This is a genomic window from Mycobacterium sp. D16R24 (assembly GCF_002013385.1).
GTDB lineage: Bacteria > Actinomycetota > Actinomycetes > Mycobacteriales > Mycobacteriaceae > Mycobacterium.
Genome location: NZ_MAEV01000027.1, coordinates 80126 through 99556, shown reverse-complemented (window position 1 = coordinate 99556; position 19431 = coordinate 80126). Strand labels below are relative to the sequence as shown.

Below are 19431 nucleotides of genomic sequence, written 5' to 3'. Positions count from 1 at the left end.
GCTCGCTACGAACCCCGCCCACTTGTCCACAATCCGCCCGCAGATCCAAACCGACCAGCCATTGGGACGACTACACCTCACCGACTACCAAGGCACCGTGCATGCAGCCATGATCTACGACCGCCAACCCGTCAGCGACTACTTCCGCACCATCGACGATATCGCCATCCTCTGCACGACCGAACCCCGCGGAGCCGCCGAGACCGCATACTGCATCCTGCAGCGGGCCTATGCTCGTGCAACCGAACCGTTCAGGGCGTCAGATTGAACAAGTCGGCGATCAACCTCCGCCGCTCAGACCAATCGGCACCGCGCAGATCGACATGGCCATGCTCGGTCACAACGACTTCGACATCGTGTGCAGGTGTTGACGCTGGCCGGCTCAGCGTCGACACCAACGGCGAGCGGCCACCGAATCGTGACGGCACCGCAATGATGGACAGACCTTTTGGGCTCAGCCGCGCCGCCGTGCAGTAGTCGGGGTGCCCACCAATACCACCCACCACCTTGTCGCCAACGCCTTCGACGTTGACCTGTCCTACCGCATCGATCTCGATAGCGGTGTTGACCGCAACGAACGGCGTACCCCGAGACAGCCGAGTCATATCATGACTGTGTTCTATACCGCGAAGAATAGGGCGTCCGTCGGACCAGTCATATAGCTCATCACTGCCCAGCAGATAAGTTGCAGACGGTTCGCCTAGCAGAAATCCCCTACGCTCCAAGGTAATCACGGCATCGGTGAGCAGCCCCGTGTCGATGCCGATGGGTCGATCCACACGTTCGAGCAGAGCGGTTCCCAGTTGGCCGGGGCCGTACTGCATCCGCGCCCCCTCTGGAACAAGACTCAGCACTCTGTCCGCCAACTCCTCGTGGATCGGATCCGGTGGTCGCGGTGGCACCTCGGCTGGCCGATCCCCCGCATACCCGATCACCGTCACCGCGTCCGAACTGATCGAGTTCTCGGCGCTGGCCGTATTCGCGGATCTGTCGAGCACCGCCCATATCTCGACTCCTGCTTCGAATAATGCTTGCTGCCAAGATACTTCGGTACAGAAATGCAGACCATCATGACGTTCAGTCATCCTGGCAATAAGAACATCGGGCCGCAGATGTCCCGATAAGAGTGCAGGAATTGCCGACATGCTGGTCGGCAGGGAACGCGTTGCCGAGTGGGTCAGCAGGCTTCGCACTCCCCACCCCGGCATCAAGGTGAATATCTGGGCGAAAGCATCCGGTCGTAGACCCGACGGCGCGACAGGAGTCCACCCAAGGATCAACGACACCTCGCCAACGTCATCGGCGTAGTAGCTCAATCTTTCACACAAAGATGTGCCATCTGCCAAGGTTCCTACCGCCCCGACCCCATCGCCTAAGGCGATGATCGTCGACGCTCCGGCGAGACGACGCAACGACATCGACAGATCCGTATCCGACATAGCGCTCTTCTATTGCGCCCGTGCGGCAGCCAACAACGCAGGAATCTCCACTACCTTGACTCGCGGACGGGCCGCAGCCGCTCCCTGCTCACGCTCGAAGGCATCGATGGCGCGCCAGCCGTCCCAATCGACGACACTGACGGCGCGCAAATCCAGAAGGCTTTCCAGAGACTTGTTGTCCGCCACCTCCCTGACCAACAAGCCTTTGCGGAAGTCGTCGAGAAGACCGCCGACCGTCTCATGGGCGCAGGTCCGGTTGGTGCCGATGACGCCGCGAGGGCCACGCTTGATCCAGCCTGTCACGTAAACGCCGGACACCACTTCGCCGTCGTCACTCACCACCCGGCCAGTCTCGTTGGGCACAGTTCCCGATTCTTGATCGAATGGCAGTCCATCGACAACCGCACCCCGATAGCCAATCGACCGCAGTACCAGTGACGTCTCGATGCTGCCTTCCCCGCTGCCATCGGCTGTCAACAGCCCGCGAACGGCCTGCTCGCCGACACATCTTACCGGTCTTGTGTTGAACTTCAATACAATTCGGCGATTTTTAGCGGTGGTCAACCGGTCGGCGTATCGACGGACAGTGTCGTATTTCAGCATTCGGTCGAATCCGTCCTTGGGCCGCTCTCCGATATCGCCCTCAATAATCACGTCGACATCACGAAGGTTCCCGAGCGCAAGCAATTCTCCTATCGAGAAGGCGGCATCGGCCGCACCCCTGCGCCCCAGAACCACCACTTCTTCAATCGAGCTCGCCTTCAACGCAGTCAACGCATGTTCTGCTATGTCGGTCGCGGCCAGATCGTCACGATTCATCACAAATATCCGTGCTGCGTCCAGCGCCACATTGCCGTTGCCCACGATCACCGCGCGACGGCCGGACAGGTCTATGTCGAGATCGGCGTAATCGGGGTGCCCGTTGTACCAACCCACTACATCGGCTGCCGCATGGTTGCCAGACAACTGCTCGCCGGGAATTCCCAAGTCTCGGCTCTTCGAAGCCCCAACCGCGTAGATCACCGCGTGGTGGTGATCGAGAAGTTCACGGTGGCTGAGGTCGTGGCCCACCCCGACGTTGAAGAAGCAACTCACGTCATGATTCTTGAGAGCTGTTTCGTAGCTTGCGACCACTCCCTTGGTGCGTTGGTGGTCAGGTGCGACGCCAAAACGGACTAAACCGTATGGGGTGGGCAGTTTCTCGAAGACATTCACCACAGCGCCCTTGACCCGCACCAGTTCAGATACGGCATAGCATGCGGCAGGGCCGGCACCGACCACGGCGACACGCAACGCGCCGCGGTCGATGGGGTCCGGCCTGTCAATCGGAGTTATCGGCCTGATCACCAGCGGTTGCCCCACAAAGTAATCTGCATTGATCTCGCGGTATAGCGTTTGGTTATCCGGCAACTCATCCTCGTGGTAGATCGCATCGACGGGGCATGCTTCGACGCATGCACCGCAATCGACGCAGGTCTCCGGGTCGATATAGAGCATCTGTGCGGGCTGGCCGTCCTTGCTCGGGATGGGACGAATGCAGTCGACCGGACAGACTGGAACGCAGCTGGCGTCCGTGCAGCAATTCTGGGTAATGACGAAAGCCATCGTTGACTCCTAGGTGGAACGAACAGGGGGCTCGTGGCGGTGAAGCGCCGTACAGCTCATTCTTCGATGGAAATCGCTCGAGCTGGGCAATTCGACTCGGCTTCAATGGCAGCCGCGTACTCACCATCCGCAGGGTCTTCGACCAGTACGTGAGATTGGCCGTCATCACCGATCACGAACACCGCGGGTGCGGTCATCTCGCACAGGCCGATCCCCGAGCATTTAGTCCGGTCTACATGCACGCTCATCAGAGCAACCGCCTCATGATCGCTATCGCTCGGTTCGAATAGGGTGGGTACATAACTGCTGGATCCGGCTTGGTTAATTTGGCCAGCACAGCACGGCGATGGCTCAGCGCCTCGAATCCCCAGCGGCCGTGGTAGGCCCCCATCCCGCTGGCTCCGACACCGCCAAACGGTAGCTGCGGGACCAAACAATGCATGGCGACGTGATTGATGACTGCACCGCCCGACGGAATTGTGTCGACAAGTGTGCGACCGGCACGCTGACTTCCCGCGAATACATAGAGTGCCAGTGGCTTTGGTCTTGAATTCACGAATTCTGCTGCAGCAATTGATGATTCAACACGTATAATAGGCAATACCGGGCCGAATATCTCCTGCGCCATCACATCGTCCGTAGGCGCAGGGTCCACGATTACGGTGGGCTCGATACTCAATCGCTCCTGATCCATACCACCGCCGTAAACCACAGTCCCGGAGGTCGTACTGATCAGCTTCTGTAGCCGCTCGAACTGTCTCCAGTTCACGATTCGCTGGGCCAAAGCAGGTTCCCCCGAGCGGAAATCGGCGATAGTCGATACGACCCTTTCAATGAAGCTGTCGGCAGCCTTGCTGTCGACCAGTACATAATCTGGGGCAATGCAGGTCTGGCCCGAATTGAGCAGTTTGACCCAGACAACCCGTCGCGCCGCGACATCGAGGTCCGCATCCGCAGTGACAATGACTGGACTCTTGCCACCGAGCTCAAGGGTCACGGGTGTCAGCGTTGGCGCGGCGGCAGCCATGATCTTGCTTCCGACCTCAGTTCCGCCGGTGAACAAGATATGGTCGAACCCTTCGGAAATCAGGCTCTGAGTCACCCGCACGTCACCCTCTACGACACGGATCGCTGCTGGATCCAGGTACTGCGGAATGAGTCTGCTCAGCAAGGCTGACGTAGCGGGAGCATATTCCGAAGGCTTGATCACTGCGCAGTTCCCTGCGGAGACTGCCGCTACCAACGGGCCCAGACTCAAGTAAACGGGATAGTTCCACGGCCCGATCACCAACACCGCGCCCAACGGGTCGTATTGCACCCAGCCGCGCGCCGGGAGCTGCGCGAGCGGGAGGGATTGACGCCGACGACGCATCCACCGTTTGAGATGCTTTCGTGCGTAGGTCGCCTCACCGATGGTTGAGGCGATATCGCCCATCCATGCCTCGAATGAGCCACGCCCAAGATCGTGTTCCAGGGCATGCGCGATTGCCGATTCCTCCTCCCGACATAGGTTTTCAATGCCTTCGAGCTGTCGAATCCGCCATTCGAACGACCGCGTGCGCCCGGTAGCGAAGACGCGCCGCAGATCGCCCAATACTCCGCCGCCAGCCATCACATCATCGGACCGGATCGGGAAAGGGGTAGTCACTGATTCTCCTCAGAAGTCCGGGGTAGGCACGACGCCTGTTGCCACTGCGCCGGTGATACCGCCATCCACCGCAATCGCTTGGCCGTTGACCCAGCGTGCGGCATCGGAGGCCAAGAACAAGACAGCTGCAGCGACGTCATCCGGATTGGCATGACGGCCAAGCAGTTCCTTAAGCCCGTCCAGTGTTTCTTTACCCATTGACTCTTCGAAGTCTGCCAAGATCGGTGTCTCTACCGGGCCGGGAAGGACTGCGTTGATACGCAGGCCCATCTGCGCCATAGCCAAGCCCATCGACATGGTGTAGACGGTCGTGACCTCCTTGGAGAAGTTGTAGGCATTGCCATCCTGAGGATGCGTTTTGAACCATTGCGCGCCTTCTTCGAAGGTGTCGGTGGCAAGCAGGTCACGGATGCCCTCAAGCCTTTCCGCCCAACCGAATCCAGCTGTCGAGGACACGATGGTCACCGACCCACCGGCGATGAGGCGTTCGAAGAATGCCTCGGTGAGGTGGCGCACCGCCAGGCTGTTCACGGAGAACACCACGTCGGCGGGCGCGGTCCCCGGGATACCTGCCACGTTGATCAGTCCGTCGTACAGACCGACCAAGGATTCAAGCGCAGCGTCGATACTGTGCGGGCTTGCCAGGTCAACCTCAATATGCTTGTCAACCAATATTTTCGGGGTATTCCGGTCCAGGCTGGTTACGTCGGCCCCAGCCGCAAGTAGTTGCTCCGCGACGGCTTGCCCGATGCCTGAGGCCGCGCCGGTGACCACATAGCGTTTCCCTGTGAATTCGAACATGGACACTCCGATCAGGTGAGGGTGTAGGGCAGCGATTTCACAGCCCTAACGAAGTTGCTTGTCATGTAGGTTGGTTCACCGACGCGCAGCGTCGGCGCCCGGAAGATCAACTGCCGGTACAGCGCCTCGAGTTGCATCCTGGCCAAGAAGGCCCCCATGCAGTAGTGCGGGCCACCGCCGCCGAATGCGACATGCGGGTTGGGGGAACGCGTGATATCGAAAACGCCGGGGTTGCCAAAGACGCGCTCGTCGCGATTGCCTGAGCCGTACATCATCACGACCCAGTCACCCTTCTTGATCTCCACTCCCTTGATCTCGGTGTCCTGAGTGGCGGTACGCCGGAAGGTTGAAATAGGACTCGACCAGCGGACGAACTCGTCCATGGCGACCTTGATTCGCCCTTCAAAGTCTTGCTCTAGCAGGGCGCGCTGCTGCGGAAACTGCTGAAATGCCATGGTAGTAAACGACACAGTGTTGCGAGTCGTATCGTTGCCGGCCACGGACAGCAGCACGAAGAAGGCCGCTATCTCCTCGTCGGTAAGCCGACGACCATCGATCTCAGCTTCGACCAGCAGACTGGCGATATCACCTTGAGGACGCGCCCGGCGCTCCTCCGTCAGCTCAAGGCTCAGCTCGAGCAGACCGACCAGAGTGTCGATCAACAGTTCGCCGGGCTCACGGCCGGCCGCCACGTCGGCGTCGTTCCATCCCATGATGGCGTCGGCCAGGTGCGCACCGCTCTCACGCTTTTCTGGTGCCAGCCCGATCATCTCGTAGATGGTCCACATGGGCAGTCGCTTGGAGACCTGCTCGACGAAGTCGCCTTCCTTGGTTTTGAGCAGGTCGTCGACGATCGTAACCGCCTGATTCTCGATCTGATCTTTAATCTTGGCGATCTGCCGCGGAGTGAAGACCGAGCTGATCAGCCGACGCGTGCTGGAGTGCTCCGCACCATCCATCGCCAGGAAGGACATGACTGCCTCCAAGACATCTTCGGGCAACGCCTCTATCATGACGCCTTCACCGGAGCAGAACAGCTCGGGATTCTTACTCACGTAGGCGATGTCCTCATGGCGGGTGACCGCCCACACACCGTCCACCTCGGGGGCAATCAATGCACCCTCGATCGGCGGATGCCAGCTGACGGGCCGCTCATCGCGCAGAATTTTGAAAGAAACCTCCCGCTCCTCGTTGGTCATCTCCCAAAAGCTCAGTGGTGAGATGCTCACGGGGTCGAATGTTCTTCCAAGAGCTTGTGCTTGAACCGTCATGTTCCTGCCTCCGCGTAGCGTTGCAATAGTTTTCCCTTGGCCAGCTTGCCGGTGGCAAGCCGGGGAAGTTCGTCTACGAAATCGACCGACCGTGGCGCCTTGTAGCGCGCAATGCGTTCGCGCACATAGTCGATCACCTCAGATGCAAGCTCGTCCGATCCGGTGAAACCGTCTCGAAGCTGAACAATGGCTTTGACTTGCTCACCCATCTCGGGATCAGGCACGCCAATAACGGCAACATCGGAGATCTTCGGATGCAACGCAAGAACATTCTCGATCTCCTGCGGGTAGATGTTCACCCCACCGGAGATGATCATGAAGGCCTTGCGATCCGTGAGGAACAAGTATCCGTCGCTGTCGACATAGCCGATATCTCCAACGGTCGACCAGTTTCTATGCCTCGGATGCCTTGCTTCGTCGGTCTTCTCAGGATCGTTGTGGTACTCGAACGGCGGAACATCGCGTTCAAAGTAGACGGTGCCGATTTCGCCGCGGGGAAGCTCTGCGCCGTCGTCTCCACAGATATGGAGCACGCCGAGCACGGCCATGCCAACTGAACCCCGCTTCGCCGTCCATTGCTCGCTGCTGATCATGGTGACGCCGTGCTGCTCGGTGGCTCCGTAGTACTCAACCACGATCTGTCCCCACCAGGTGATCATGGCCTCCTTGACGTCGGGAGGACACGGAGCGGCAGCGTGCACCGCAAGACGCAAGGACGAGGTATCGAATGCCTTCCGCAACCCCTCAGGCAGCTGCAGCATCCGGATGAACATCGTGGGAACCATTTGCGTGACAGTGATTTGGTAGCTCTCGATCGCCGCGAGCGCTTTGACGGGATCGAACTTCTCCATAAGCACCACGGTGCCACCCAGCGAGTGGACGCCACCACACCACTTCAGTGGGGCCGTGTGATAGATCGGAGCCGCAGACAAGTATCTGTCCTCGGCGGAAATCCCAAACGCGTGTTGCAGCATGTTCACCAACGGATCGCCCGGCTGATCGACCTGCCAGTCTGGCAGCGGCGGCTTGATTCCCTTAGGACGCCCCGTAGTTCCCGATGAGTAGAGCATCTCGGCGCCCCGGGGCTGGTCGGGCAGCGCGGCACCGGCCCCCTCGGCCAACACTTCGTACGGCTCGTGGCCAGCGATGTGACCACCGAACGAATACCGGCTGCCGACAGCGGACGTGAGCGGTCCAATCTCCTGTGCAAGCTCGCCAACCCCTGCGGAGGCGAACAGCACACGCGCGCCACTGTCATTGACAATGTAGGCAGCCTCCTCCGCCGCCAGGTGCCAATTCACAGCGGTTATGTATAGGCCTGACCGGATTGCCGCCCAGTAGATCTCGAAGGCTTCAAGAGTGTTGTCCGAAAGCAACGCCACCACGTCGCCCCTACGCAGCCCCATGCCGTGCAGTGCGGTCGCGATGGAGGCGGAACGGTGCTCAAGCTCGCCATAGGTGAGGGTCCGATCCGTGTCTGCCATGATCACAGCCGGCCGATCCGGCGCCGAGATCGCATGAAAACCAGGGAACATGAACTACACCAAGAGGTCGTCGCGACCGTCTGCCTTGAGACGTGCGATATAAGAGGGATAAAGCTTCTTGCCGAGCGGTGCCAGTTTGAGAAGGCTAGCGACATTACCCTCGACTTTGATCTTCTTCTTAGCCATCGCCAGCGGGAGATTGACCTTGCCCTGCCAATAGGCACTACCGAGATCCGCGGTCATAGACATCGTGGCGCTGGGCGCTGATCCGCCGTCAAGCCCTTCTCGCACAGACTTGTTAGCCATATCAATGACCACTACCGCATCGGGCTCCGTGAAATCGAAGGCCACAACCAGCCCCGTTCCCACCAGCTTGGGCCCAATCTCCGGATCATCAAAAGCGGTCTCGAAGATCCCACCGATGTATCGGGCAACTTCGGCCGAGTCACTGAACCCCATCATGCTCCTTAATTTATTTTCTATTCAAAACTATAGCCAGCCCAACGCCTGGACCTTTACCGCAGCCCCGCACTGCTATGAGCATCGTCACACCCGGCCGTCCATAAGTCAACTTATGGACAGCCGGGTGTGACGGCAAACTTCCTGCATCTTGTCGAAACTACATGCGTGGGCATTGGACGCCACAACAGGTCGCCGTTGCTCATCCGTTCTTCACTAGGCACATTCGGCGCCGCCGCCGGAGAATCTAACTTTGACTTAAATATGACCCATCACCTGCCGCAGGCCGAATGTCTTTCCAGCATTCGCACTGCGCGTTCGATCACGGGTCTGTCAATCATCTGCCCGGCGATGACGGATGCACCGCTGTCCGTTGCGGCCGTCACACGACGAGCCCAGGCGAGGTCTTCCGAAGACGGAGTGAACTGTAGGTTCACCGCGGAAACCTGACGTGGATGGATGCACAGCTTTCCGCCGAACCCCCACCGAGCCGCTCGGGCCGCATCGGAAACCAGCAGTGCCTCATCGTTCAGGGCGGTGGTGACGCCATCGAGCGGGGGCGCCTGTCTAGCAGCTGCCGCAGACATCACGAGCGCGCTTCGCGCGTACGCCAATGATTCATGCGCTTCGGGACTGATCCCGAGCTCGGCCGCGAGATCGATGCTGCCGAATGCCACCCTCGCCACGCCGGCTGTCGCGCATATCTCCGGAGCGGCCAACACTCCCGCCGCCGTCTCGATGAGTGCGATCAACTCGGTCCCGGGCGGAAGCTGGGCTGACACTGTGGAGATATGTGACGAGCCTCGCGCCTTGGGCAGCATCACCGGACATCCGTAGGCAGCAACCAAGGCAATATCCTCCGCATACCATTGGGTATCGCTGCCATTGACGCGCACAATCGCGTATTCGCCGGCGGCAAGCCAGCCTTTGGCCGCCTCGCGTGCAACATCTTTCGCGTGTGGAGCCACCGCATCCTCGAGATCGATCACTATCGCGTCGGCACCACTGCCGGCCGCCTTCGCGTAGCGCTCAGGCCGATCTCCAGGTACGAACAGCAGACTGCGAGCCCAGCCCAGTCGACGCCTGAGGCCGTTCATCACGACACGGTTCTCGAGACGATCTTGTCCACCACAAGCTTGGCCGTCTCAGCACACGCGGTCGTGCCTCCGTTGGCGTACTCCTTGACACCGTCTCCCACATTCCACAGTCCCCGAAATGGGGTCTCGTGTGAGAGGTCGAACCCTGCGACAGCACGCTGCGGAGGCCAGTCATCGCGGGTGATCGCAATGTTGAGAATACGTGCGCGCGTGTCGAAGTCTCTGATGTTGTCGCGCAGATCGTCTAACAGGTAGCCCGTCTCCGTCGCCTCGTCGAAACCTCCAATCGAGGGTTTGGGGACTGCCGTGCCGACGTACAGATGCCACCCCTGGGGAGCCATCTCCGGACAGAGATCGGTGAAATTGGCGATGTAGGCCAACCGGCGTGACTGCGCGAAGCTGAGCATCCCGGGCACATCGACGAGACGGTCACGACTTGCGAAATTCACCGAGATCATCGAGGTCGGCCGATCGGCGTTCTTGACCAGAGCCTGATACTCGGCAGGCACGGTCTCCTCGCCGAGCAGGGACACCGTCGCGGCCGGCCCGACATCACTGATCACCAACGGACTGTTGATGCGAACGGTGCCACCGTCACGCGTGGCTTCGACACCGGTCACGGCATCGCCCTCCACGAGGATCTTGTCCACCGCTGCAGAAAGCCATATTTGGCCACCTCCCTCCTCCACGACCTCGGCGAGGGATCGCCACAGTCCGATCGTGCCCTCGGGGTGGAACCCAAACCGTTTGAAAGCACTCTTGCGAGTGAAATAGGTGAGGAAGACACGCGCGGGCAGGTCCTCAGATCCCACTGCGAAGACCGACGCGCACATGTTGCGGAATATTCCGTGCACACCCTCGTTCTTCGTGTACTTCGACACCCATTCGGCCGTGGAAATCTCGTCCTCCGGCAACCCTGAATCGTTGCGGGCCGCACCAATTCCCTTGACCAACTTGGCTCCTTGCCGGGTCAGCCTGCTCAGCAGAAAGCCCCACCCGCCTCCCGTGACGTCGACATCCTTACCGCCGATCCGGTAAAGAATTGGGGGCTTCGGCTCACGGATGTCGAACCGCGCACCAACCTCACGACAGGTCTGTTCGGTGATCCCGCCGACCTCGATGACGATTGCACCGTTGTTGACCTTGAAGCCGTCAACCTCGTCCGTGGATGCGCGGCCACCCACTTTGTCGAGTCGCTCGATGACAAGTGTGCGATACCCCTGCCGCGTCAGGCGCGCCGCGGTGAACAAGCCGCCCGCTCCCGCGCCAATCACGACTGCATCGAAATCCTGTTCAGTCACCATATCGATCCTCTTCCTGATGTTTTGTGGGGAACTCAGTAAGAACGAGGCAAGCCCAGCGACGTCTGGGCCACATAATTCAGGACCATCTCCCGGCTCACCGGTGCGGTGCGCATAAGCCTTGTGACGAACCACAATTCCGATAGGCCGTACTCGTGGGACAGCCCGTTGCCGCCGTGCGTCTGGATGGCTTGGTCGAGTGCCACGAGCGCCGCCTCCGACGCGGCGAACTTGGCAATGTTGGCCGCCTCTCCGGCTGACAGACCCGTGTCGAACAGCTCGGCACTGTGTGCAGTCGCCAGACGGCCGAGCTCGACGGCGATGTGTGACTCGGCCAGGGGATGTGCGACGCCCTGGTGCGCGCCGATGGGTGTGGACCACACCACGCGCTGACGCGCGTAATCGGATGCTTTGTCTATCGCGTAACGGCCTATCCCACCGCAGATTGCGCCCACCAGGATACGTTCGGGGTTCAGCCCATCGAACACCTGCCGTAATCCGTTGCCAGCCCGTCCAATCAAGGCGTCGTCGCCCAGCTCGACCTCGTCCAAGAACACCGTGAACTGCTTGTCGGGTGAAACGATGGACGTTTCGATCTTCTGGTATGTCAGCCCACGAGAGTCTGTGGGCACCACAAACAGCGACAGTCGAGGTGCATCGGGTGTGGAAAGGTCGCCATCGCGCGCAACAACCAAGATCGCGTCGCACTGATCGACCGCGGATATGTAGTACTTCGAGCCGGTCAGTGCCCAGCCACTGCTGGTCTTGCGCGCCACTGTCTTGACATTGTGGCTGTTAGACCCGGCATCGGGTTCGGTCAGCCCGAAGGCCATCTTGCGGCTGCCTGCCGCTATGTCCGGGAGCCACCGCTGCTTCATTTCTTCAGATGCATGGTGCAGCAGGATGTTTCCGCAGATCGCAGGCGATATGACCCAGATGAGGAGCGGGAACCCATGAGCTGCCAGCTCCTCGACAACAACGACGGCCTCCCTCATCCCGCCGCCCCCGCCGCCATATTCTTCAGGCAGATGGACGCCCAGCAGCCCCGCAGCACCGAGATCCTTCCACAGCTCCTCGATGCCTTCACCACTGTGGCTGCGCTGTATGAAGTACTGCGCGCCATAACGATCGACGATTCCAGCGACGCTCTCCCGTATGGCGCGGTGCTCGTCGCCGTCTTGGATGAGGCTAGTCATGGGTCTACTGCCCTCCGTATGTGGGAACGGTCTTGTTGACAAACGCCTGCATGGCACTCACCGCGTCCCTACTGTCTCCGGTGAGTCTGACCCCACGCGTCTCTGCCGCCAGCTGAGTGGGCAGGTCATTACGCCAGCTGTCTCTCAACAGAGACCGCATGACCCCGTAGGCCACTGTGGGGCCGTTGGCCAGTTCGATTGCCAATTCTGTTGCACGGGAGCGAAGATCGCCCACAGGGACAACCTCGCTGACCAGCCCCCACTCGTAGGCCTGCATCGCGCTGATAGGTGTGTTACGCATATACGCCGCTGCGGCACGTCGAGGCCCGATCAGCCGCGGAAGATGCCAGGTCCCACCGCCATCACCGGAGAGCCCGATTCCAGAGAAGGCCGTCACAAATCTGGCGTCATCGGACGCCACCACGATGTCGGCCGCATACACGTACCCCAATCCCCCACCGGCAACTGCCCCCTGCGCTGCGGTGACAATCGGCGCGTTGATGCGGCTCAAGATGTCAAACGCCTGATGGAATGGCGCCGTCATCTTCGCGGAGAGATTTCCAAGACCTTGCGCACTGTTGTCGAGAAAGTATGCGATATCCCCGCCCACGGTGAGAGCCGGTCCGTTGCCACAGATGAGGACGGCACGAATGCTGTTGTCCGCGGCAACTCGACGCGCCACCTCCAGCGTCTCTTCCGCCATTCGCAGATCAATGGCGTTCCGCGCATCGGGCCGATTCAGGCACATCGTAGCCAGGCCAGAGTCGACCTGAAAATCAATGGTCTGCAGCCGATCTGGCCCATCCAACGCCGCACGCCAAGCCGCGGTGTCCGTCAGCTGATGAAGAGCGATGATTCGTTCGTCAGAAGCGAACTTCAGCACGTGGATGAACGCCGCGTCCAGGGGGTTTCCGCTGCCTCGGGCCGAACCACGGTAGGCGCCCGCAACCATGAGTCGGCCGTCGTCCATCAGCTGAAAATCCCCCGGCACCGCCCGTGCTCTGAAGTGCCTGCCAATGCGCCACCACAGGTTCTCGCACATAGCGTCGATGCCGATATGGTCACCGCCCATGTTCAACGGAAGACCTTCCGCAGCATGACCAGTGAAGCCGGGGTGCAGCAGCCCCTGCAATCCTTCACGGTCGCCAGCCGCCAACGTCCGGTAAAGGTCCCGAGCCACGGCAACCTTCGTCTCGCGCGACAGGTCAGCCGACATAGCGCACGATCGATTCGATTACAGCGGCAGGCTTTGATGCATCTTCGATCTCGATGGTGGTGACCAGGGTTGCCTGTACCGCAGAGTCTAGACGGGTCACGTGCTCGATACGGGAGCGAGCGCGGAGCCGACCACCCACCGGAACCGGAGTGATGAAGCGAACCTTGTTCAGCCCGTAGTTGATTGCCATGGATGTCCCTTCCACGCGGTACAGCTCATGCATGAATGTGGGCAGCAGCGACAGGGTCAGCAATCCGTGCGCGATGGTTCCCCCAAATGGCCCCTGTGCCGCGCGATCCGGGTCGACATGTATCCATTGATGGTCATCGGTCGCATCGGCAAAACCATTGACCCTGTCCTGTGTGACCTGCTTCCAGTCCGTCGGCCCCAGCTCACGACCGGCGGCCCCCTCGAACTCACTGATGCTGGAAAAGACCTCCATGCACACGACTCCTCAACTCGACATAAGGACCTCGCCGCCAACCCGTAGCGACGAGAGGAAACTCAATTTTGAACATGCTTTCAATACTTCAGACGGGCCCTAAAGCACCACCAGTTAGGCATGCTAACCTGATTTTCTATTTTAAGTTTAATTTTTCATAGGGCTGCAGGAGGCTGCCGATGGGGGCTCGGCCACACTCAGGAGACACCGACGCTGCCCACGAGGTCTCCGAGTACGTGCGCAGAGTTCCGCTGCCGTTGCCGCTGCCCGACCTCAAGGCCGTCAACGCCTATGTCATCACCGCACCGGACGGAATCACCCTCATCGACCCGGGGTGGGCGTATGAACCTTCGGAGACGGTGCTGCTGGCAGCGCTGCGCATGCTGGGCGCCACGCCTTCGGACGTGCGCAGGATCCTGGTCACCCATCAACACTGGGACCACTATTCCCTGGCCATCCAATGGCGCAACACGTTTGGCATAGAACTCATGCTGGGCCGAGAGGAGCGCCACAGCATCGAGGCGTTCACTGCTCTGGAGGGCGTCCACCCAAGCCAAGTCGCGCTGCTCGTTCGCGCCGGCGCAGGCCGACTGGCCGCGGATATCGAGGCACTGCATTGGGAACCTTACGAAGAGGGCGTTCCCTTTGAGCCGCCGGATCGATGGATCGACGACGGTGATCTGATCGATTGTGGAAGCACCACCATCCTTGCGCGGTCGACGCCCGGGCATACGCGCGGACACACCGTGTTTCAGGATTGTGCACGAGCAGCCGTCTTCACCGGCGACCACCTGCTGCCGCGCATCACACCGTCGATCGCCTTTGAACGTGCCCCCGAAGCCATGCCGCTGCAGTCATACATGTCATCGCTGAGGCTGTTTCTTGACCTTCCGGATGCACAGATGCTTCCGGCACACGGGCCCACCACCGGCAGGACACGAAGTCGGGCGCAGGAATTGCTGGATCATCATCGTGAGCGGCTCGAATCCATAGCCACGATTGTCTCCGCCGAGACATCATCCGCGTACGGAGTAGCGAAGCGACTGCGCTGGACCCGCCGGCGGAGACGGCTCGACGAGCTGGACGTGGTCCACCGCATGACGGCAGTCTTGGAAGTGCTCGCGCATCTGGATCTGCTGGCAGCTCAACACAGCCTCACCGCTCACGAGACCGATGAGGGCCAGGTGTTCACGCCTGCGTGACTTGTTTCGGGCTGGCCGCACTGAGAACTTCCACGAGACGGTACTTTTGGACCTTCCCGGTGGGCGTCGTCGGCAGATCCTCAGCGCGACAGAAGACTACTCTTTTGGGCACCTTGAAACGCGCCAGCCTGGCACGACATATCGCAAACACGTCCTCTTCGGTGATCACCGACCCGGGCGTGGGCACGACCACCACACAACCGATCTCGCCCCAACGGTCATCACGCAGACCAACTGCGAACACCTGGCTGATGCCCTCGTGACCGGCCAGCATGTCCTCGATCTCCTTGGGCATGACCAACTCGCCACCACTTTTGTAGAGCTCCTTACTGCGGCCTGCGAGCTGCAGATAGCCGTCGGTACGGATTCGCCCCAAGTCGCCCGAATGCAGCCACCCCGCCCGGACCGCGCGCTCAGTTTCACCCACCTGATTCCAGTAACCCAGCATCGTGGTGGGCCCGGTGGAGACCAATTCACCTTCGGCGCCGGAGGGAACATCACCGCCATCGTCCCGACTCACGACGCGGTAGTTCGTCAAAGCATCCGTGCCGGCAATACCGGCGGCACCGGCCAGTTTTGGACGCCCCACCGTCTCGGAAGTCAACTCAAGCGGATCCTCCGGCAGCGTCAGTGTCATCGCGCCCCCGCACTCGGTCATTCCGTAGCCGGTGACGATCTCACTCACGCCAAGTTCTCGCTCTATCTGTTGCCACAGCCATATCGGCGCCGGAGCCGAGCCGCACAGGATTGCAGTCAAGGTGCTGAGGTCGTAGTTGGCCCGATTCGGGCTCTCCAGCAGCGCCACCGCCATCGTGGGAACGCAGAGAATATCCGTGGCGCAATGCTTCTCGATCCCGCGAAAGTATCCTTCGGCACTGAATGTCGGCTGCAGCACCACCGCACCTCCAACGTACATCACCGACAGCAGGCCTTCGACGTAGCCGAACATGTGGTAGCACGGCAACGAATAGAGAATCCGGCGGCCGTCCTCGTAGGCTCTGGTCAGTGCGGACGCGTACGCGGTGCGAAGCACACCGTCATGGGAAACCAGCACACCTTTCGGGGAACCGGTGGTGCCTGACGTGTACAGCATGTCCCCCGGCCCATGCGGATTGAGCCTCGACGGCCGCACATCGTCATCGGTGCACTCGATGTACGTCAGATCCGAGACCGCCATCGTGCCCGGCCGCAACGGACGTCCGGTCTGCAACAGCACCACATGACGCAAGGCCGGTGCGGCGCCGTCACCGCGCGTCCGATCAGCGAATCCCGGCTCATCCCAGCCCGGCGCAATGCTGTCAAGCATCGACTGGTAGTCGAGCCCGCCGTACTCCGTCATCGCCACTAGGACGCTGCACCCGGAATCAGCAAGGACATGGGCTAGTTCCTCAGTGCGATACAGGTAATTGAACGGCACCGCAACGGCGCCCGTTCGGGCTATCGCGAACTTGACCGTGACAAACTCGGGATAGTTGGCCATGAGTATGCCCACGCGGTCGCCCGGGCATACTCCCAGGGCTCTCAGCCCTGCCGCGAGCCAACAGGACTGATCCGCGACGTCACGGTAGGTCATGGTCACGTCGTCGGTGATCACGAATGGATTCTGCCCAAAAGCGGTCACACACTTATCAAGCCAGTCCGACAGTGTGTAAGGACGCCATATCGGGAAGCGATCGCGCAGGACCTGCCGTCGAACATCAATATCGTTGCCGATAGTCATAATTCGGGCAGCTCTCCGTTCACGATGGCATCACGTATTGCAAACCGCTGCACTTTCCCCGTCGGGGTGACCGGAAAACTCTCTGCCACAAACCACCGTTGGGGGACCTTGAACGGAGACAAGCTTGCACGGGCATGCTCCACAAGGCTGTCCTTCAGACCACTCAACGGGCCGCCGGTCACTCGACAGACCACCACGGCAATCTCACCGAGGCGCTTGTCCGGCAATCCCACCGCAATCACCTCAGCGATGCGATCATGTTGGCTGACAACACTTTCAATATCAGCCGGAGCTATATTCTCGCCACCGCGAATGATAAGCTCTTTGAGTCTGCCCACAACGGTGAGGAATCCACGAGCATCCATGGCCCCGAGGTCGCCGGTCCGCACAAACCCTTCAGGGTCGAGTGCTCGCGCGCTGGCCTCGGGGTCGTGCAGATACTCGACAAGCTGTTGATACCCGCGCACGCAAATCTCCCCCACCTGATCCACCGCGAGCACCTCACCAGTGACTGGGTCGACTATCTTGCAATCCACATGGGGCAGTGGACGACCGACGGAGAACAGCTGATCGTGGCGAGCGTCGGTCGGTCGCGTTACGGTCACCACCGAGGCCAGCTCCGTCTGCCCATACACGTTGACCACATTGGCGTTGAATGTCGACGCTGCGCCGTCTATGAGATCTGGGGACACCGTCGAGGCACCGCCTAACATGATGCGCGGGCTGGGTGGCTCATGCCCACTGGCGCGCTGATGCATCAGCAGCGCATCAAGTACCGCGGGCACATAGAACAGCACCTCGGCACTCTCAACGCGAAGTGTCATCAGCAACGCCGCGGGCTCGAAACGCTCGCAGATCACCGCAGTACCACCCAGCCACAGCGGCCCGAGCGTAGCAATCACACACCCCGCGGTATGAAACAGGGGCAGCGGATTCACGCATACCGCGCTCTCTTGCACGCCAACGGCTTCCATCGTGAACTTTGCGACATTGACCAACGCCTGATGGGTGAGCAGGACAGCCTTCGGACGCCCCGATGTACCGGACGTGTATTGGAGCATGACCGGAAGCTGCGAGTTCTCTGGCGCGCGCCGCGCCGCCTCAGAGTCTGCGGTCGTGGATCGCCACATCTCGGTGTCCGAGAGTGAAACACAGAGCACTCCGGGAACGCGGGCGCAGACACGCGTGGCAACCTCGGCCATGTTGTAGTCGCGACAGGTGTCGGCGTGCAGCAGCAGCGCGGCCTTGCAGTGTCGCAAGGCATAGTCGAGCTCGGATTCGCGCAGGACGGGGTTCAACGCGACAAGGACGACGCCCGCCAATGCCGCTCCGTACTGAATGATCGTCCACTCGACTACATTGGGCGCCCACAGTGCCACGAAATCCCCGGGTTCGACCAGCCATGTCAAAGCAGTTGCGACTCTCAATGCCTCGTCAAGCAGCTCACCATAGGTGAGACGTATCAGAGCACCGTCGCCATGGCGAATGCCGATTACCGCCTCCCGGTTGGGGCACTCGACTGCCCTGAGGGTGAGCAGATCTCCCACCGTGCAGGCGATGAGGGGCACGCTGCGGTCAGCCGACCAATATGACTCGGTGAGCCGACACTCATGGGCTGACGGAAGGAGACTCATTTACCGCTCTCCCTCGTCACACCGGATTGGTGCCGAGCTTCGCTTCGGACATATCGCTGATTGTCGACCACTGCGCCGAGATTTCCGCGAGATCCGGCGGTGACGAGAAGGTCACTCCTGAGCTCTGGAACTGCGCGACTCGCTGAACCAGACCGCCGCCTACGACGAAAACCGATGCTGTGTCCTGGTTTTCGTCAGACACCAGGTAGCCCACCGCGGGGGCCACGAGCGCAGGATCAAGCTTGTCCAAGAGTTCTTGAGGCGCTATGTCCTCGGTCATACGGGTCGCGGCCAGCGGCGCCACCGCATTGGCAGTGATGCCGTACTTCGCGCCTTCGATGGCCAACGTGTTGATGAGACCAACCAAGCCTGCCTTGGCCGCGCCGTAGTTCGCCTGTCCGAAGTTTCCATACAGACCGCTCGTCGATGTCGCCACGACAATGCGGCCGAATTTCTGCTCTCGCAGGTGCGGCCAAGCGGCTCTGATGACCTGGTAGCCACCGTAGAGATGCACCTTGAGGACCGCATCCCAGTTGTCGTCGGTCATCTTGTGGAATGCGCCATCGCGCAGGATTCCTGCGTTACTGACCACGGCGTGCAGAGCACCGAACTCCGACAACGCCGTATCGATGATCGCCTGAGCCCCTTCGGCGTCGGCCACTGACGAATAGTTGGCCACAGCACGTCCGCCCTCGCTGCGAATCTCCTCGACCACTGCATCTGCCATGGTGGTGCCCGCCCCGACCCCATCACGGGCACCACCAAGGTCATTCACCACCACCAGAGCACCATGAGCCGCCAGAAAACGCGCGTAGGCCCGACCCAGGCCGCCGCCAGCCCCTGTGACGATGACGACTCTATCTTGCACTCCGGACACCTGAACTCCTCTGAATAGCCAAACTGAGCAATATATTTG

18 protein-coding genes are annotated in these 19431 nt (G+C 60.6%); 2 read left to right on the top strand and 16 right to left on the bottom strand.

Features of this window, described 5'->3' with window-relative positions:
• The first annotated feature begins 22 nt into the window (after positions 1 to 22).
• On the top strand, positions 23 to 268 hold the full coding sequence (locus B4383_RS21830) for a DUF4334 domain-containing protein (RefSeq protein WP_078293280.1): 246 nt from the start codon (positions 23 to 25) through the stop codon (positions 266 to 268).
• Here the strand turns inward: B4383_RS21830 and B4383_RS21825 are convergent.
• From B4383_RS21825 to B4383_RS21765, 13 genes are all read right to left on the bottom strand, one after another.
• Positions 252 to 1439 carry an acetyl-CoA hydrolase/transferase C-terminal domain-containing protein gene (locus B4383_RS21825; RefSeq protein WP_078293277.1) on the bottom strand — a complete coding sequence of 396 codons (1188 nt, stop codon included), beginning with the start codon at positions 1437 to 1439 and terminating at the stop codon, positions 252 to 254. The genes B4383_RS21830 and B4383_RS21825 overlap by 17 nt on opposite strands.
• A 9-nt stretch (positions 1440 to 1448) precedes the next feature.
• Positions 1449 to 3044, bottom strand: coding sequence for an FAD-dependent oxidoreductase (locus B4383_RS21820; protein ID WP_078293276.1), 1596 nt, complete (start codon positions 3042 to 3044; stop codon positions 1449 to 1451).
• Between the two features lie 56 nt (positions 3045 to 3100).
• Complete coding sequence (locus tag B4383_RS21815) at positions 3101 to 3292, bottom strand: ferredoxin (RefSeq protein ID WP_078293275.1); 192 nt, start codon at positions 3290 to 3292, stop codon at positions 3101 to 3103.
• Positions 3292 to 4656, bottom strand: a complete 1365-nt coding sequence (locus B4383_RS21810; RefSeq protein ID WP_078293274.1) for an aldehyde dehydrogenase family protein — start codon at positions 4654 to 4656, stop codon at positions 3292 to 3294. Before B4383_RS21810 ends, B4383_RS21815 begins: the two co-directional genes overlap by 1 nt.
• Positions 4657 to 4701: 45 nt before the next feature.
• Entirely contained in the window at positions 4702 to 5493 is a 792-nt protein-coding gene (locus B4383_RS21805) for a coniferyl-alcohol dehydrogenase (RefSeq protein WP_078293324.1), read from the bottom strand.
• Positions 5494 to 5504: 11 nt separating this feature from the next.
• Entirely contained in the window at positions 5505 to 6764 is a 1260-nt protein-coding gene (locus B4383_RS21800) for a cytochrome P450 (protein ID WP_078293273.1), read from the bottom strand.
• Positions 6761 to 8299 carry an acyl-CoA synthetase gene (locus B4383_RS21795; RefSeq protein WP_078293272.1) on the bottom strand — a complete coding sequence of 513 codons (1539 nt, stop codon included), beginning with the start codon at positions 8297 to 8299 and terminating at the stop codon, positions 6761 to 6763. Before B4383_RS21795 ends, B4383_RS21800 begins: the two co-directional genes overlap by 4 nt.
• A gap of 3 nt (positions 8300 to 8302) precedes the next feature.
• Positions 8303 to 8707 (bottom strand): SCP2 sterol-binding domain-containing protein, encoded by a 405-nt coding sequence (locus B4383_RS21790; protein WP_078293322.1) that lies wholly within the window; start codon positions 8705 to 8707, stop codon positions 8303 to 8305.
• Between the two features lie 272 nt (positions 8708 to 8979).
• The gene (locus B4383_RS21785; protein ID WP_078293271.1) at positions 8980 to 9804 is read right to left on the bottom strand and encodes a CoA ester lyase; all 825 of its coding nucleotides are present in this window, start codon (positions 9802 to 9804) and stop codon (positions 8980 to 8982) included.
• Entirely contained in the window at positions 9804 to 11105 is a 1302-nt protein-coding gene (locus B4383_RS21780; protein WP_078293320.1) for an FAD-dependent oxidoreductase, read from the bottom strand. Before B4383_RS21780 ends, B4383_RS21785 begins: the two co-directional genes overlap by 1 nt.
• A 35-nt stretch (positions 11106 to 11140) precedes the next feature.
• Positions 11141 to 12301 (bottom strand): acyl-CoA dehydrogenase family protein, encoded by a 1161-nt coding sequence (locus B4383_RS21775; protein WP_078293270.1) that lies wholly within the window; start codon positions 12299 to 12301, stop codon positions 11141 to 11143.
• Between the two features lie 4 nt (positions 12302 to 12305).
• Positions 12306 to 13517, bottom strand: coding sequence for an enoyl-CoA hydratase-related protein (locus tag B4383_RS21770; protein ID WP_078293269.1), 1212 nt, complete (start codon positions 13515 to 13517; stop codon positions 12306 to 12308).
• Complete coding sequence (locus B4383_RS21765) at positions 13507 to 13959, bottom strand: MaoC family dehydratase (protein ID WP_078293268.1); 453 nt, start codon at positions 13957 to 13959, stop codon at positions 13507 to 13509. Before B4383_RS21765 ends, B4383_RS21770 begins: the two co-directional genes overlap by 11 nt.
• 179 nt (positions 13960 to 14138) lie before the next feature.
• Here B4383_RS21765 and B4383_RS21760 point away from each other — a divergent pair, with 179 nt between their 5' ends.
• Entirely contained in the window at positions 14139 to 15161 is a 1023-nt protein-coding gene (locus B4383_RS21760) for an MBL fold metallo-hydrolase (protein WP_078293267.1), read from the top strand.
• Here the strand turns inward: B4383_RS21760 and B4383_RS21755 are convergent.
• From B4383_RS21755 to B4383_RS21745, 3 genes are read right to left on the bottom strand one after another with little or no spacing between them, the layout of a single operon-like run.
• Positions 15148 to 16881: a class I adenylate-forming enzyme family protein gene (locus B4383_RS21755; protein WP_139360965.1), complete on the bottom strand. Its 1734-nt coding sequence runs from the start codon at positions 16879 to 16881 to the stop codon at positions 15148 to 15150. The genes B4383_RS21760 and B4383_RS21755 overlap by 14 nt on opposite strands.
• A complete protein-coding gene (locus B4383_RS21750; RefSeq protein ID WP_078293266.1) occupies positions 16878 to 18515 on the bottom strand; it encodes a class I adenylate-forming enzyme family protein in 1638 nt (545 codons plus the stop codon). Before B4383_RS21750 ends, B4383_RS21755 begins: the two co-directional genes overlap by 4 nt.
• A 16-nt stretch (positions 18516 to 18531) precedes the next feature.
• A complete protein-coding gene (locus B4383_RS21745; protein WP_078293265.1) occupies positions 18532 to 19392 on the bottom strand; it encodes an SDR family oxidoreductase in 861 nt (286 codons plus the stop codon).
• Positions 19393 to 19431: the final 39 nt, after the last annotated feature.